12 protein-coding genes and 1 pseudogene are annotated in these 15859 nt (G+C 42.6%); 2 read left to right on the top strand and 11 right to left on the bottom strand.

The features are described from left to right. Window positions 1-131: 131 nt before the first annotated feature. The 6 genes from FE810_RS12495 to FE810_RS12465 all read right to left on the bottom strand — a co-directional run bounded on the left by FE810_RS12495 (window position 132) and on the right by FE810_RS12465 (window position 9585). Window positions 132-2528: an ATP-binding protein gene (locus FE810_RS12495; RefSeq protein WP_138320404.1), complete on the bottom strand. Its 2397-nt coding sequence runs from the start codon at window positions 2526-2528 to the stop codon at window positions 132-134. Window positions 2529-2768: 240 nt separating this feature from the next. Further along, window positions 2769-4613, bottom strand: coding sequence for a DUF885 domain-containing protein (locus FE810_RS12490; RefSeq protein ID WP_138320403.1), 1845 nt, complete (start codon window positions 4611-4613; stop codon window positions 2769-2771). A 110-nt stretch (window positions 4614-4723) separates the two neighbouring features. After that, complete coding sequence (locus tag FE810_RS12485) at window positions 4724-6061, bottom strand: M28 family peptidase (RefSeq protein ID WP_138320402.1); 1338 nt, start codon at window positions 6059-6061, stop codon at window positions 4724-4726. A 234-nt stretch (window positions 6062-6295) separates the two neighbouring features. Beyond that, complete coding sequence (locus FE810_RS12480; RefSeq protein WP_138320401.1) at window positions 6296-6838, bottom strand: YaeQ family protein; 543 nt, start codon at window positions 6836-6838, stop codon at window positions 6296-6298. Between the two features lie 147 nt (window positions 6839-6985). Further along, window positions 6986-7375 carry a lactoylglutathione lyase gene (gene gloA, locus FE810_RS12475; RefSeq protein WP_138320400.1) on the bottom strand — a complete coding sequence of 130 codons (390 nt, stop codon included), beginning with the start codon at window positions 7373-7375 and terminating at the stop codon, window positions 6986-6988. A 605-nt stretch (window positions 7376-7980) separates the two neighbouring features. Further along, on the bottom strand, window positions 7981-9585 hold the full coding sequence (locus FE810_RS12465) for an ABC-F family ATPase (protein WP_138320399.1): 1605 nt from the start codon (window positions 9583-9585) through the stop codon (window positions 7981-7983). 498 nt (window positions 9586-10083) lie between these two features. Between FE810_RS12465 and FE810_RS12460 the strand changes: the two genes are divergently transcribed. Further along, the gene (locus FE810_RS12460; RefSeq protein ID WP_138320398.1) at window positions 10084-11193 is read left to right on the top strand and encodes a serine hydrolase domain-containing protein; all 1110 of its coding nucleotides are present in this window, start codon (window positions 10084-10086) and stop codon (window positions 11191-11193) included. Window positions 11194-11253: 60 nt separating this feature from the next. On the opposite strand, the pseudogene FE810_RS12455 reads toward FE810_RS12460, so the two are convergent. Continuing rightward, window positions 11254-11391: pseudogene (locus FE810_RS12455) on the bottom strand (iron-sulfur binding domain-containing protein); the annotation flags it as partial. 575 nt (window positions 11392-11966) lie between these two features. Here FE810_RS12455 and FE810_RS12450 point away from each other — a divergent pair. Beyond that, entirely contained in the window at window positions 11967-12650 is a 684-nt protein-coding gene (locus FE810_RS12450) for a DUF6090 family protein (RefSeq protein ID WP_138320397.1), read from the top strand. A 40-nt stretch (window positions 12651-12690) separates the two neighbouring features. Here the strand turns inward: FE810_RS12450 and nth are convergent, their stop codons facing one another. The 4 genes from nth to rsxD all read right to left on the bottom strand — a co-directional run bounded on the left by nth (window position 12691) and on the right by rsxD (window position 15859). Further along, entirely contained in the window at window positions 12691-13323 is a 633-nt protein-coding gene (nth, locus tag FE810_RS12445; protein WP_138320396.1) for an endonuclease III, read from the bottom strand. A 121-nt stretch (window positions 13324-13444) separates the two neighbouring features. Beyond that, window positions 13445-14167, bottom strand: coding sequence for an electron transport complex subunit E (locus FE810_RS12440; RefSeq protein ID WP_138320395.1), 723 nt, complete (start codon window positions 14165-14167; stop codon window positions 13445-13447). After that, window positions 14160-14798: an electron transport complex subunit RsxG gene (gene rsxG, locus FE810_RS12435; RefSeq protein ID WP_138320394.1), complete on the bottom strand. Its 639-nt coding sequence runs from the start codon at window positions 14796-14798 to the stop codon at window positions 14160-14162. The genes FE810_RS12440 and rsxG overlap by 8 nt, the downstream gene beginning before the upstream one ends. Further along, window positions 14795-15859 (bottom strand): electron transport complex subunit RsxD, encoded by a 1065-nt coding sequence (gene rsxD, locus FE810_RS12430; RefSeq protein WP_138320393.1) that lies wholly within the window; start codon window positions 15857-15859, stop codon window positions 14795-14797. The genes rsxG and rsxD overlap by 4 nt, the downstream gene beginning before the upstream one ends.

Below are 15859 nucleotides of genomic sequence, written 5' to 3'. Positions count from 1 at the left end.
TCCGTTAAGTTACTATTGTAACCCAATTCAACACCTGATTAGAATTGGTATTACATGCTCCGTTTGGCGAGGGTTTTCTTATTTACCTCGCCTTTTTTTTATCTATCTCAATTCAACATTTGACCTGGGATTTAACGCACGTATTTGTGTAGCATTTTTTCAATATCGGAAAGCAAAAATGGCTTCGCAAGAAAGTCATTCATCCCCGATTCCAGGCATTGTTGAATATGGTGGCTTTGGGCATCCGCGGTTAACGCAATGATAGGAATACTATCAAATTGTGGATGACGCCTTATTTCACGCGTCGCCTCGTGGCCATCCATGACCGGCATATGAACATCCATAAATATAAGGTGATAGTCATGGCGTTGAATCAGTTGTAAAACCTGTTTACCATTTTCGGCAATATCCACTTCTAAACAGAGTTTTTCCATCAAACCTTTCGCGACTATCTGATTAAGCTTAAAGTCTTCGGCCAGTAAAACCCGGGTACCAGGAAAGCAATCGGTTCCCTGTCTCGGGTGCTCGCTAACGTCCGATTTTAAAAAGATATCGCCAATGTCCCGAATTAGCAGCGGTGCTTGTATGTGAACAAGCTCTTCTTTGAATGCAAATAACTCACGAACGCCAGGTTGGTTGATATTGGTAATTAAAATCAAATTTGTGCTGTTTTTCTCAAGCCATTTTTGATTGTTGGCGACCAAATCGGGTAGAGATTGATCGTTATGACCACAGGCATCGACAATGATCCAAAGTGAATTGCCGTGATCATCGCTCACCTCTCCCAATGTTTCTATTGGAGAATGACGATAGTGGATACCGTAAAACTGGCAATTTCGTTTGATTGTTTCGATATGATGACTGATGCTGCTAAATAAATATACGCTGATTTCGTCAGGTACTGAAATGGCGGGGCGGTCGATACAGCGGTCGGGTAGGAGCAGGCTAAATGTGCTTCCGGCATCGAGTTTTGAGGTTACTTCAATTCTACCGCCCATCATTTTCGCCAGGTTTTGGCTTATCGCTAAACCAAGACCGGTACCGCCAAATTTTCGTGAGATGGAATTATCCGCCTGACTGAAAGGATCGAATATCGAGTCGACTTGCTCTGGTGTCAGACCAATTCCGGTGTCTTTAACATGAAATGCAATTTCTTGCGAATCCGGTAACGGTTCAAGAATCACCTCAACCCGGCCATGACTGGTGAATTTAATGGCATTTGAGCATAGATTTAATAAAACCTGCCCGATACGCACGGGATCGCCGTGGTAATCCTGGTTAAAGCCCGGTGGGATGTCAAAGTAAAACCCCAAGCCTTTCTCCTGAGCTTGAATGCCAAGCACATTGCTCAGACGTTCAAATATCGCCATTATTTCAAAGTCCAGCGCTTCGATTTGCAGCTTGTCGCTGTCTATTTTTGAAAAATCGAGTATATCATTCAGAATATCAAGAAGTTGACTAGAGGATGACAGGATTTTATCAACATAGTCTCGGTCCTCCGAGGACAATTCCTGTTGCTGTAATAGTTGACTAAGACCAATGATACCGTTCATTGGCGTGCGGATCTCATGGCTCATATTGGCTAAAAACTCACCTCGACTTTTATTTGCCGCTTCCGCTTGTTGCTTGGCAGCATTTGCGACCAACGCCTGTTGTTCATATTGCTGGACGGTTTCGGCGATATTGTCCTGCATTTCATTCATTGCTCGTTGCAGCCACTTGATATCGGCGACAGAAGATTTTAATTGCAATCGTGTGCTGAAATGACCTTCGGAGATGTTTTTTGCCAGTTCAACCAGACGCGATACCGGGCGGCTCACATTTCGTGAAATTAAGAAACTTCCAATTAACAGTGCCAGTATCAGGATTAACTGTACCGCTGTTTTACCGATGCGAAACACTTTGATTTCGGATTCGAGCGATTGTATTTCCTGAATATGCCATTCATCATAACGTTCTTCGAACCGGTCGATATGATCCATCACATCGGATTTTGTTTTTCGATAATCCGTTCCATAAAGAATTCTCAGCGCTCTGGATTGCCCATTAATCAGATCATTTTCGTAAATTTTGATCGCCTTTTCTTCCCAATTGACCAGATTGTTAGACAACTTTGCTGCACTATTCAGTTCGGTTAGAATTTCTTTTGGTGACAGCAAATGTTGAATAAGATCCCGTATTGGGGTGGAGTGGTGGATCTCTCTTAGGCGTTGTGTGTGGTATTTGTCCCAGTAGATACTAAAAAAGTTTTTTGGGCGTGCGCTGCGGCCATGCCATATATCGATGGTCTCATAAAAATATTCTTTGTAGGCTTTATCACCGGTAACTACATAGGTGCGAGACGTGCGCGTGTGTTTGTTGGAAGTGTCACGCATCAATCCCGACAACTCTACAACTGCGAGACGATCATCATGAACCGCAATCAATTCCGCAATCGCTTTGTTGTAGAAATGAAAGGCAATGATATTGGCGACAATTAAAATCACCAATAATAGTAATAATCGCACTAGTAAACGATTTAGAGTCATTTGCAGACGGTACAGGCTAAAGCTTTATTCATAGTTTAAGTTTATCAGGCGAAATCCACTTGGTTGCAAAATTTTCGAACCGTGCCGTATTAAGCCGTTGATTTTATGAAAATCTATTTGCCAATAAGGGATGATGAGATGATGGTTTATAAGCCTTGCGGCAACGTGAGTGAGACGTTTCAATAAAAAAGCCTGCTTAAAGCAGGCTTTTTTATGTTTGGCACAAACAGCTATGGTCTGTTAAGCGCCTTTTTTCTCAGCAATATAACGGTCTACCATATCTTCAACAACGAAAAGCGGTAGTGGACCATTTTTCAGGTAAACATCGTGGAATTCACGGATATCAAACTTATCGCCCAATTCTTTTTGCGCTTTGCCACGTAGCTCAAGGATCTTCAGCATACCAATTTTGTATGCGGTTGCTTGAGACGGCATTACCGCATGACGCTCAACCATTTTAACGGCATCGGATTTGGCGTTTGGCGTATTGGTCACGTAATATTCAATACCTTCTTCACGTGTCCATTTTTTGACGTGCATACCGGTATCAACTACCAGGCGACATGCGCGCCATAACTCCATTGCCAGACGACCGAAATCGGAATAAGGGTCTTCATACAAACCAATTTCTTTTGGTAAAAATTCCGTGTACAGACCCCAACCTTCGGAATACGAAGTGAAGCCAGAGAATTTACGGAACTTAGGTAAACCTTCTAATTCCTGAGAAATCGCTAACTGCATATGGTGACCTGGGATACCTTCGTGATACGCCAAGGCTTCCATTTGATAGACTGGCATAGCTTTCATATCGTACAGGTTTGCATAGTACATACCTGGGCGAGAGCCATCTGGCGCTGGACTTGAGTAAAAGGCTTTACCGGCAGACTTTTCACGGAAAGCTTCAACACGCTTAACCACAAGATCGGCTTTTGGCTTAACGATAAATAGCTCATCTAAGCGGGACTTCATGTTATCGATATAAGCTGTCGCTTCATCAAGGTAACGTTGTTTCCCTTCTTCAGTATCTGGGTAATAGAATTGATCATCTTCACGCATAAACTGCATAAACGCCTGCAAATCACCTTCAAAACCTACACTATCTTTAATGACGCGCATTTCGCCATGAATTCGGGCAACCTCATCCAAACCGATTTGGTGGATCTCTTCTGCAGTCAGGTTGGTGGTGGTGGTGTTTTTCAACGCTATGTTGTAGTACTCAAGGCCATCTGGGAACTTCCAGGCGCCAGCATCTGCGGAAGATTTTGGTTCCAGGTTAATCAGATAATCAATGAGATCTTGATAGGCCGGTTGGACACTGCTTACCAGAGCGTTAGACGCATCCGCAATCAAGGCCGTTTTCTCATCATCTGAAATTTCTAAGGCATCGACTTTTTTACGGAAATCGGCAAGTAACGTCGAGTCTTCGCCTTCAGAGAATGGCGCGCCAACCAGAATATTTTGCGAGTCGCGGATCACGTGTGGAAATACGAAAGATGGGGCGATAATGCCTTTATCTTCGCGAATTTTCAGACCAGTGATCAATTGTTCGATAACGGTATCAACCCCATTTAAACGGCTAACATAAGCGTTTGCATCATCCAGGCTTTTGACACCGTGTTGGTTAATCAAAAATGAAGGGATGTTGGAGTGCATGCCGAACATCTGATTAACCGGATAGTTGTGGTAGCGCCACTTATGGTTATCGATGCTCTTTTGCATTTGCTGCTCAGCTAACATGTAGCTGATTTTAGTTTGCTCATCTAGGGCGTCATAATCGAATGCTTTTAATGCCGCAAGATTTTGTTTGGTGATTTCCAACTCTTCGGCGGTTGCCTGTTCAGAATTATCGTCCCACTTACCGTAGTCCTTTTTTATACCAAGGTAGGTTTGAAACTGTGGGCTGCGCATAACCGAGTCCATAAACACCTGCTCGAAAAATGCATTCAGTTTTTCTGATTCAGTCTGGACTTTAACCTCAGTCGTCGCTTCTTCAGCTTTTGGCGCGGCTGCTTGATTTTGGCCGGCAGAATTACAGCCAGCCAATAGGCTTGCTGAAATCGTTAAGGCAATAAGTGATTTTTTCATAGTTGATACAACTCTTTGTCTTGGGGGGAATCGTCTGTTTGAGTTCGCCTTAAACAGGATGAACACCCAGGTTTTAATTAAAATTTCTTATAAAGTGGTTAAAGAACCGATTAAAAAAAGTGACCCTGACTTCTTGCGGGTAGCGGTTGGATCCGTTCAGGTGTTTGCTCAGCATTGACAATAGGCTGACTTACCTGTGATAGCACTTTGATAATGTCAGTCATTTGATTGAAATCCAGTGTTGAAATTTCATCGCTGACTTTGTGATAATCCCGATCGTTCGATATCTGGGTACTGGAAATACTGTGCGCCGGAACTCCTAAGCGAGCCAGCGACGCATTATCGGACCGATAAAAAAGTTGAAAATCCGGGTAAGGATCCGCTTCGATTCGATAATTTTCATCTTTTAATTGTTGCGGTAGGTTGGTGTTCAACAGTTGCCCTAAATTAGAACGCTCCATTCCTGTCATCCACATTTTGCCTGGGCCAAATTCTGATGCTTTACCAATCATCTCAATATTAAACATCGCGACCATTTCTTCGGCATCAATTGTTGTGCCAAAGTGCTCAGAACCCAATAGACCCATTTCTTCAGCGGTAAAGGTGATAAACAAAATGCTGCGTTCACGGTCTGCAAATTGCTGATAATAGCGAGCCAGGTTGAGCACTGCTGATACTCCGGAAGCATCGTCGTTTGCACCATTGTAGATAGTGTCTTCAGTACTATCGGTACCGTCCTGATGACCAATATGATCATGGTGGGCCGAAAATACTACATATTCGTTTGCTCGGGTTTTGCCTTTCAAAACGCCGGCGACATTGTTTAAGGTGACTTGCTTTTGCTCAAAGCCACCGGAAACCACCAGGCTTTTGATGTCTTGCTCATTGCTCAGCGCAAATACCAGAGCATTGCCATTTTTTTCTGTTAATGATTTAGTGCCGGATTTTAAATAATTTGCAAAGCCATTAAAAAGTTGCTCGTGAGCCTTATCGACAAGAACAAGTGCACTTTCGCCAGAACTGTTTAACTGGCCTAAAGTTGCGCGAAAATCTTGTTGTGCGCCAATACGGATTATATTGCTGTCTGCCATCTGCCAATCAATGTTTTTTGCACTACCGACCGCAAACGCCTGCGTTTCACTTAAGGCCACACCATTAATTTCTATCTGAAAAGGACGGGGTTGATAATGATATAAAGAAAAGCCCTGAAAATAGCTTTCCCCAAAAAAGGGTTGCAACCCTGCGGCTTTAAATTCGTCGGCGATGTATTTTTCCGCCAGTTTTATTCCCTCGCCATCGGCTGCTCGGCCTAAGGTATTATCACCTGCGAGTGCCACGACGTCGGCGGACACTTGTTCGATGCTAATTTCCGCTGCGCTGACAGTGCTCAGAGATTGGGCAACAATTAACGCTAGTGCACCGAAGGTTGTTTGATAGGTTCTTTTCATGATGATGTTAAGCCGTCTTTAATCTTTTTATATTAACTGAGGAAACATAACGAATTAATCGGACTAGAACAATAGAAAGGAGGGGTTATGAAGTATCTTGTAACAAATTTAGCTGATTTTTGATCGATAAATGAATATTCGCGAAACTCCATCGTGATTATTCATACGCTGTGGCTATCAACAATGCCATGGTAGTAATGGCTTTGTTGATAGACATAAGGTCATTAATATTCTTTATTCGTGATTTAGAAGCGGGATAATATCCACCTCGATCGCAGAGTTCTCATCACTCACCCATATTTGCGAACCATCGATGGTAAACTGCAACTCCATCGTGCGTTGCAATAACTGGGTTAGGGCTGTGCTTTGTTCATCATTAACTTGCCACACTGTGAGATTGGAAAACTGTGATGCTTTGTGCTGGACTTTTTGCCACCAGATGTCGCTGGCGCTACCATAGCAATATATCACAGCTTTATGAGCACGGTTGCTGGCTTTTTTTAAACGTTTCTCGTCTAACTGTCCAAGTTCGACCCAAAGCTCTATTTCATCACTAAAGTTCTTTATCCAGATATCCGGTTCATCATCTGCGGATATACCTTTACACAGCTCCAGTTGTTCATGGTATTGGTGAGCAAAAGCCATAAGCCGCAACATAAAGCGACGTTCGGTCTCCGAAGGGTGGCGAGCAACCGTGAGTTGAAAATGCGGATAGATTTCACGATTAAGATCCGATACCTGCATAGAGGCTTTATAAATGGTGGATTTTTGAGCCACGGGGATTCCTGAGAGGTTGTAGTAAAATTCAGTCGGATAATAACGTGTTATCGGCAAGATTGCGAAGATTCAAAGGGGAAAGCGGCGCAGCAACGTCCTGCACCGTTTCAATTCGTTTTTGCGTTTGTCGCGTTTAAAGCGCTCGGTTTAATCTTCTTTGGCTTGGATCAACTCTATTGCATAGCCATCGGGATCTTTAACAAAGGCGATTTCCGTCGTGCCACCTTTTACCGGCCCAGGTTCACGGGAGATCACGCCACCAAGGGATTTGATTTTTTCGCACGCGGCATAAACATTGTCGACTTCAATGGCGATATGACCAAATGCACCACCTAAGTCATAACTGTTCACCCCCCAGTTATAGGTCAATTCCAGTACTGTCGAGTGGGCCATGTCGTCGTAGCCCATAAAGGCCAACGTATATTGGTATTGTTCATTGTCAGAGCGTCGTAATAAACGCATGCCTAATACGTCTTGATAAAAGCTGATGGCACGGTCCAAATCGCCCACGCGTAGCATGGTATGCAAAATTCTCATTGTTATTCCTTAGTGGGTCCCTAATCGAGACTTAATAGAGCCCTTGTACGTTTTTAGTCGGATGTTATGTCTTTCAATTCACTACTATCTTTAACGATACTGGATGCATATTTTGGCTTTTTGGCCATGTTAAGAATACGAGCGTGAAAGATCGGCCAGTGATAGACAACAACCTTGAATTATTTTTGGGACAACTCTAATTAAATTTTGTTCCGCTGAAAAGCGATTTTTCTCACCAAATGGCAAATTACCAGCCACGATAAATGAGGAGTCTGTATCGGGAATGCACATACGCTGTGGGTTTAAGCGGAAGTTCCGAGCTCTGACGTCCAAGCTCTGAAATACAAGCTTTGAATTCTAAGCTTTGAAATCCTGGCTCTGAAATACAAGCTCTGAATTCTAAACTCTGATTTTTGGTGAGGATCCCAGCAACTGGTTATAAGCATGTTTGATCAATGCTGTCAGCCTATCGACAAAACAATGGACAATTTGATTAGACGCGCACGGAATCATGCCAATCCCACAGCATTTGAAGCTTGCTGTGGGGTAGCGTTGTTTTGATCTATTTTACGCGGTGCGTAAAACATTGAAACCGTCGACAGTAGTTATGCTGCCTGGATTTTAAGGTTTTGACTGGCTCGGTATTCACGATACGAACCGTGAAAAATGTCCATATCCTGATCTTTTATTTCTATGACGTGACTGGCAAGTGAAGACACAAATTGAGTGTCGTGACTGACGAATATGAGTGTGCCATCAAATTCTTTTAACGCACTATTTAAGGCTTCAATCGACTCCATATCTAAATGGTTAGTCGGTTCGTCCATGATAAGCACATTAACATCCATCATCATTAATTTGCCAAATAGTAAGCGGTTTTTCTCACCACCAGAGCACACTTTTACTTTTTTCTCAAAATCGTCGGCAGTAAATAACAAACGGCCTAACATCGCGCGAATTTGTAAATCGTCGTGTTTTTTCGTGCGCCACTGACCTAACCAGTCAAACAGGCTTAAATCACAGTCAAAGTCGGTGGAACTGTCTTGTGGACAATAGCCAATCGTCGCATTCTCAGCCCATTTCACCGTACCTTTGTTGGCGTTGATTTCTTCCATCAAACAACGTAAAAATGTGGTTTTGCCCGCGCCGTTTTCACCAATTACGGCGAGTTTCGCTCCGGCTTCTAGGATCAAATTACCGTTTTGAAACAACACTCCGTCGTCAAATCCGTGCCCCAGCTCTTCCAAAATCAACACTTGTCGGTGTAACTTCTTGTCTTGTTTCAATGCAATAGACGGGGTGCGACGACTGGAACTTTTCACCTCCGATAACTCTATTTTATCGAGTTTTTTGGCTCGGGAACTTGCTTGTTTCGCTTTGGACGCATTTGCACCAAAGCGCGCGACGAACGCCGTTAGCTCAGCAATTTCGGCACTTTTTTTGTCGTTCTCGGTGAGTAGCTGCTCACGAATTAACGCAGAGGCTTCAAGAAAATATTCGTAGTTTCCCGGGTAAATACGTAGTTCGCCATAATCGATGTCTGCCATGTGCGTACACACTGAGTTTAAGAAGTGACGGTCGTGGGAAATGATGATCATCGTGCATTTTCGTATGTTTAATACGTTCGCTAACCAGTTGATCGAGTGGATGTCCAAGTTATTGGTCGGTTCGTCAAGTAACAGAATGTCTGGGTTCGAAAACAACGCTTGGGCTAACAGTACCCGAACTTTCCAGCCAGGGGCGACTTGGCTCATTAGTCCAAAATGAAATTCTTCGGCGATACCCGCTTCCAGTAATAGATCTCCGGCACGCGACTCGGCGGTGTAACCATCTAATTCTGCAAATTGTGTTTCTAAGTCCGCGACTTTCATGCCGTCTTCTTCCGACATTTCTGGCAATGAGTAAATGCGTTCACGTTCTTGTTTAATTTCCCACAGCTTAGTGTCGCCCATAATAACGGCGTCAACGACACTGTATTGTTCAAACGCAAATTGGTCTTGGCTTAACACACCCAGTTTATTGCCAGGGGTAATCGATACATTGCCAGAAGTCGGGGATAACGCACCACTTAATATTTTCATAAAGGTAGATTTACCACAGCCGTTCGCGCCAATGAGCCCATAACGATTGCCATGACCAAATTGTGCTGAGATGTTTTCAAATAAAGGCACTGGGCCAAATTGCATTGTGATATTCGCGGTAGTAATCAAAAGAAAAGTCCTGATGTGAGTGGCGTTAAAACCTAAATGCCAAGCTGGAATTCCGGTCTGTGAGCCAGTTATGCCAACTAGAGCGCGCGCATTATAAAGAGTAATGACTCTAAAGTCGATGCGGAAGATTAATAATTGAGCAGTTGGGTGATCCACTCTCATTGGCAAATGGGGGCCGGGCAGGGTGAATTTCTATGGATAGAGCGCTGTGCTGCATATTGGTTGCGCTTATATTTCTCATTCTGTGAAATCCATCTCAAGAAACAGAAAGCATGATTAAGACGTCAACAAGTAATGGCGTTAGAGGCATTTTACCTGCATAAAAGAAGAGAGCCTCACCATTCTGACCTCTTTTAAATTTTGTAATCTTATTTATTCGTATAACCTTTGTGTTATATTTTTCTTCGCGAGTGTTAAGTTGTTACTAGCTTTAATCCCATTATTTTGCCTCTATAGTTATTTGCCTGCAGGTTCAAAACTATTGGAAGGAGTAGAAAGATGAAAAAAGTTCTATTTTTTAACTCGGGAACACTAATTAAGTTATTGCTAATTTTTCTGGTTTTTACAGGAAAGGTATCAGCCCAAGAGCAAAATCCTTTAGGTAGCGCATTTAATGAATTAATGCTTAAACAGTATGCACAAGGTAAATTTCACGGCGGTGCTTTACTGATAGATGCCACGCAAAAAACTCATCAAATAGCACTTGGGCTAGCCAATTATAAAACAGGCGAAGCACTCAATATTCATCATCGATTTTCGATTAACAGTATCGGGAAAATGTTCACCGCTGTGCTTATTATGCAGTTAGTGGAAGAAGGGGAAATATCACTTGATGATGATTTAACATCGCTATTGCCAGAGTATGAACACCCTCGTGCTAAGGAAATCACTCTCCACCAGCTATTATCTCATCGTACGGGCTTGCCTGATTATTTTATGATGCAGTTAAAGGGTGAATTAAAAACGGATTTGGATGAATCACAAGTTCTTCAAAAAATTAAACATTACCCGTTGGACTTTTCGCCGAATTCGGCTTTTGAGTATTCAAATACCGGATATTTATTATTAGGGAAAATAATTTTAAAAGCGCGAAATCAACCCTTTAATCAAGTCCTTAATCAATATATTTTTCAACCATTAAAAATGACCCAAACTCGACATGCTGCAAAATTTTATTTGGAAGAAAACATTCCTCAGTATCTTATGCAAGACGGAAAAGTTAATACTCAGGTTTCTGAAAACCTGATTGGTGATGGGGGACAAACATCTAATTTAACGGATATGGGACATTTTTTTTCGGCTATTTATTCTTCAAAACTGTTAAAAAAATCTAGTTGGGATTTGATGTTTAAAAAGCATTCATTGCCTTCAGAAGTGCCTGAGGGTGCATGGCCGCCACCTCACCAAGAACCTTATGGTTATGGTTTTTCGATCATAACTATTAACGTAGGTGAAAAGGCATTGACTATGGTTGGGCACGGTGGTGCTGGCTACGGTTCAAATTTTGGTGGACGTATACTTGGTACCAACAAAGTGATTGTTTTGTATAACAATATATTTAAAAGGCCTGTTTTACCTGATGTTATTAATTATCTTGCTCAATTGTGACCGGTATTTCAAAGTTAACGGACTGATACTTAAAACATTTAATACAGTAATTGACTTAAGTTAGTCAGTTTTATCTTTAAATTTACATAAGTCTTCGATAATACAAACATCACACTTTGGTTTGCGTGCGGTACAAGTATTGCGGCCATAAAGAATGTGCCAGTGGTGAACATCGATTTTGAATTCATTAGACTCTACTGTTAAAACACCGGTATCGGCTTAGACTTAATATTCCCAAGCTCTTAATCAAATGATGGCTTACAAATGGTTTTAATATAGAGCAAAATGGATAGGCTAACTGGAAGCACCTAAACTGACACAGTTTAAACACTGTTATACCAATCCCACTAAGTTTGTGCACAACTCAGAGTTAGGGCCGAGGTTCAGTTACAACATAGATTTTATTGATATAGTCATTCTATATTAATGAAATATAGGGCAGGAAATGGGCCTCTCACTAACTCCCTACGGGGGAGTTTTAAAGGCGTTTGGACTACGTTACTGATTTTGGCTGTTTTTGAGAGCGGAATAACCATTCTCTGCAATCAAAGCCTTGTCTAAAAGCCTTTAAATTCTCACTGAGTGAGCAATAATTTAATGGGATTGGTATTATGGAAGGCCTGTACAGACTGAAACAGGTTCATTGCAAAACACTAACAGAAGCTATACTCTGGAAAAATTCTTGTTAAGCTTAATACAATATGCCCCTGTTTAGTAAACAACGAAGATCTTTTTTACTGGCCAATAAAACGGGTAAATACCTAGTATATGCATTGGGTGAAATTATCATTATTGTTGTGGGCATTATGTTCGCTGTGGCAATTAACAATTGGAATGAGGACAGGTTAAATAGCCAGAAAGAGATAGTTTTACTTACGAAACTAAAAAGTGAGTTTGAATCCAATCAACTGAGTTTGAAGAGTTCAGTCAATGACTTGGAACAAGTTCGAAACAAACTAACGACGTTTTTGGATTTAATGGGGCCAAAACCTGATAAAGTCGAAGATTCTGTAATCCATGATACGGTTGCTAACTATTATTGGAATCCGAGTTACTCTCCAAACAAAGTAATATTTGATATGTCTCAATCAAATGGAGACTTCAATCTAATCACCAACACACAGCTCCAAGAAAAATTGCGTAAATGGGCCAATGTCATAAGTCATATAAAATTTATGCAACAAGCTATCTCTAAGCATCAAGAAACTGCTGCTGAGGTTTGGCTGGATCTCCATTCTTGGAAAAGTTCAATTGCTTCAACAGGAGAGCTTGAAGGCGTTGGGCCGAGTAACTTTCCTTTCGACCAAGCCAAACTTTTATCAACTCCAGCAATTGAACATGCCGTTTCTATGAAACTTACTTTGACTCATATGCATATTAATCAATTGATCAAAACAATAAAGCTTCAACAAGAATTAATTGATATTCTAAATCTTGAAATTAAACATGCCAAATAATTACGGTACCATAAGTGGCAAATGAACTACGGTTTACTATTTACTCAACCTTATCTTTATACTCACATAAATCTTCGATAATACAAGAACCACACTTCGGCTTGCGGGCAACGCAGGTATAACGACCATGCAGGATTAGCCAGTGGTGGACATCGACTTTAAATTCAGCAGGTACTACTTTTAGTAGTTTTTGTTCAACTTCTACTACGTTTTTACCCATGGCAAATTTCGTGCGGTTTGATACGCGGTCGATATGGGTGTCCACCGCTATTGTTGGCCAGCCAAATGCAGTGTTTAAAACTACATTTGCGGTTTTTCGGCCAACACCAGGCAGGGCTTCGAGTGCTTCACGATCTTCCGGGACTTCACCACCATGCAAATCAACCAGCATCTGGCAGGTTTTCATGGTGTTTTCGGCTTTGGTATTAAACAGACCAATGGTTTTTATGTAGTTTTTTAGGGTATCCAGGCCGAGATCGAGTATTGCCTGGGGATTGTTTGCCACCGCAAAAAGCGGACCGGTCGCTTTATTTACGCCAACATCCGTTGCCTGGGCGGAAAGTAAAACCGCGATGAGCAATTCAAACGGATTGGAAAAGTTTAACTCTGTGGTTGGGTTGGGGTTGTCATCCCGCAGACGAGTCAGTATCTGTAATCGTTTTTCTTTATTCATGGCGATGTCTATTTTTCGTTATCGGTGTTTTAGTTGTTTTTATAGCTATTTTTATCGTTGTTTCAAACGTTATTTCTAACGTTAGAAACAATGCTGTTGCTGTTAACAAAACAGGGCAGAGCTAGCCTTCGAAATTGACCCGAACCCGTTCGATCTCTTTTGGCTTATTGTCTTTTGCCAGTTTCTCGGCCTGACGATTATCAATGTAATTTTTACCGGCAATTAAAAAGCCCATGGCTATGAAAGCGCCGGGAGGCAGGATCGCCAGTAAAAACTGTGCATCAAAATCGAATACCTGGATCTTTAATACCTTGGCCCAGTCGCCGAGCAGTAGATGAGCGCCATCAAATAAGGTTCCCTGACCAAGAATTTCACGAATTGTACCTAATGCCACTAGCACTAGTGCAAAGCCTATCCCCATCATCAGGCCATCAAAACTGGCCTGCTTAATCGGATTTTTAGACGCATAAGCTTCGGCGCGACCAATTATGGCGCAGTTGGTCACGATCAGTGGTAAAAATATGCCAAGTGACTGGTAGATGCCATAGGCGTATGCGTTCATCAACAATTGCACACAAGTTACAAAGGCGGCGATGATCAAGACAAAAATAGGAATTCGAACTTCTTTGGGGACCCATTGGCGAATGGCGGAAACTGTGGCATTGGAGCAGATAAGCACCAGTAGCGTTGCAAGGCCTAACCCTAATGCATTGGTAAAGGTCGTTGTAACGGCCAATAATGGACATAAACCCAATAACTGAACAAGACCGGGGTTATTCTTCCACAGACCTTGCCAGACTAACTCGCGATATTCGCTTGGTTTATCGATGGATTGTTCAGCCATTTTCACCTCGACAGGATGTGGTGTTGCTCAAGATTTGTGTTTGGTTCTTATCAAAAAACAGCATGGTGTTTTTCACCGCGTTGACCACAGCTCGCGGGGTGATCGTAGCACCGGTAAATTGATCAAACATACCGCCATCTTTTTTTACGTCCCAACGGCTATCTTTTTTACTGGTCATTTTTTTGTTTTCAAAACGGTAAATCCACTCGGATTTTCGCGTCTCAATTTTGTCTCCCAGCCCCGGAGTTTCCTTATGCTCAAGCACCCTTACGCCGCTGAGGCTGCCATCTTTGTTAATTGCCACCAGTAATTCGATATTGCCGTTGTAGCCATCCGGGGCAACACTGGTTATCGCCACCGCGACGGGCAAATTATCCTGTCGCGCCGTGTATACCGTTTGTGGCTTGTCGCTACCCAGCAGGTCCTTATCCTGAACATGCTGGCAGGCCATATAAATATCATTGTTAAACCGCGCCGGATTAATCACCTGATACAAGGTATTTAATAACTGTTGTTCCGCTTGCCGTGCCCGGGTTTCTGCGGTCAGTAAATCAACCAGCCCTACCATTAAGGTACAAACCAGAGCGAAAATCCCAAGAATCATCGCGTTGGATTGAATCGCCTGCTTCATGACTTTCCTCCCTGATTATGGCCATAGGTTCTCGGGCGAGTGTATTGGTCGATTAACGGTACCGCCATATTGGCTAAAAGCACAGCAAACGCGATAGCATCCGGGTAGCCACCAAAACTGCGAATGATAACCACCAAAAAAGCGATAAGCAGGGCAAAAATGATTCGCCCTTTTTGTGTTGTTGAACCACTAACTGGGTCGGTAATAATAAAGAACGCACCAAGCATGGTACCACCGCTGAACCAATGGAACATGGTGGATGCCGAACTATCAGGACTTAATACATAACCGATAAACGTGAATAGCAGCATTCCGGCTAAAAAGCTGACGGGTAAGCGCCAGTCGATGGCTTTTTTAAAAATCAAATACAGACCACCGAGTAAAAAGCCAAGGTTAATCCATTCCCAACCATGACTGAAAAATTGTCCAAATACTGGGTTAACAAAGCTTTCTTCTACAGTAAGCCCACGGCTAATATCGGTTTTTAAAGTATCCAATGGCGTAGCCATGGTAATACCGTCAATATTCATCCGAATTTGTTCAACCGAAAATCCGTCCCAGGTAAACCCGGTAAAGATCAGCCAAAGGGTGTTGAGGAAATCGACCGGTTGGGCAATCAAATCATTCACTGGCGCCCAGGATGTCATCTGCACCGGGAACGAGACGAGCAATAGCACGTAGCCCGCCATCGCAGGGTTGAAAATATTGTAACCCAGACCGCCATAAAGTTGCTTCACCACGCCGATAGCAAAAAGACTGCCGATTGCGGTTATCCACCATGGTGCGAATGAAGGAATTGATATGCCGATTAACACACCGGTGAGTACCGCGGAATAATCAGAAATCTGCGCTTTGATATTTTTATCGCGAATTGCCAGAAAGGTAATTTCTGCCAGAACGCAGAATAAAACCGCCAAGCCTATCTGAATGAGATTTCCCCAGCCAAAGAAGTACCACTGAGCGAGAACCCCCGGCAGGGTCGCCAGTAGAACGAGTCGCATCAATTTAGGCGTTTGTGCCTGAATATGATTGTGGGGTGAACTTGCAATCCAAAATGCCAT

Origin of the sequence: Thalassotalea litorea, from assembly GCF_005843925.1 — a bacterium.
Taxonomy (GTDB): Bacteria; Pseudomonadota; Gammaproteobacteria; order Enterobacterales; family Alteromonadaceae; genus Thalassotalea_A; species Thalassotalea_A litorea_A.
This window is presented reverse-complemented; position numbering and strand designations above follow the sequence as displayed.

What these genes read in the sequence shown, in the direction of transcription:
- FE810_RS12495 (WP_138320404.1), bottom strand. Translation starts at nt 2,528, where the DNA reads ATGACTCTAAATCGTTTACTAGTGCGATTATTACTATTATTGGTGATT.
- FE810_RS12490 (WP_138320403.1), bottom strand. Translation starts at nt 4,613, where the DNA reads ATGAAAAAATCACTTATTGCCTTAACGATTTCAGCAAGCCTATTGGCT.
- FE810_RS12485 (WP_138320402.1), bottom strand. Translation starts at nt 6,061, where the DNA reads ATGAAAAGAACCTATCAAACAACCTTCGGTGCACTAGCGTTAATTGTT.
- gloA (WP_138320400.1), bottom strand. Translation starts at nt 7,375, where the DNA reads ATGAGAATTTTGCATACCATGCTACGCGTGGGCGATTTGGACCGTGCC.
- FE810_RS12460 (WP_138320398.1), top strand. Translation starts at nt 10,084, where the DNA reads ATGAAAAAAGTTCTATTTTTTAACTCGGGAACACTAATTAAGTTATTG.
- nth (WP_138320396.1), bottom strand. Translation starts at nt 13,323, where the DNA reads ATGAATAAAGAAAAACGATTACAGATACTGACTCGTCTGCGGGATGAC.
- FE810_RS12440 (WP_138320395.1), bottom strand. Translation starts at nt 14,167, where the DNA reads ATGGCTGAACAATCCATCGATAAACCAAGCGAATATCGCGAGTTAGTC.
- rsxG (WP_138320394.1), bottom strand. Translation starts at nt 14,798, where the DNA reads ATGAAGCAGGCGATTCAATCCAACGCGATGATTCTTGGGATTTTCGCT.
- rsxD (WP_138320393.1), bottom strand. Translation starts at nt 15,859, where the DNA reads ATGGCATTTTGGATTGCAAGTTCACCCCACAATCATATTCAGGCACAA.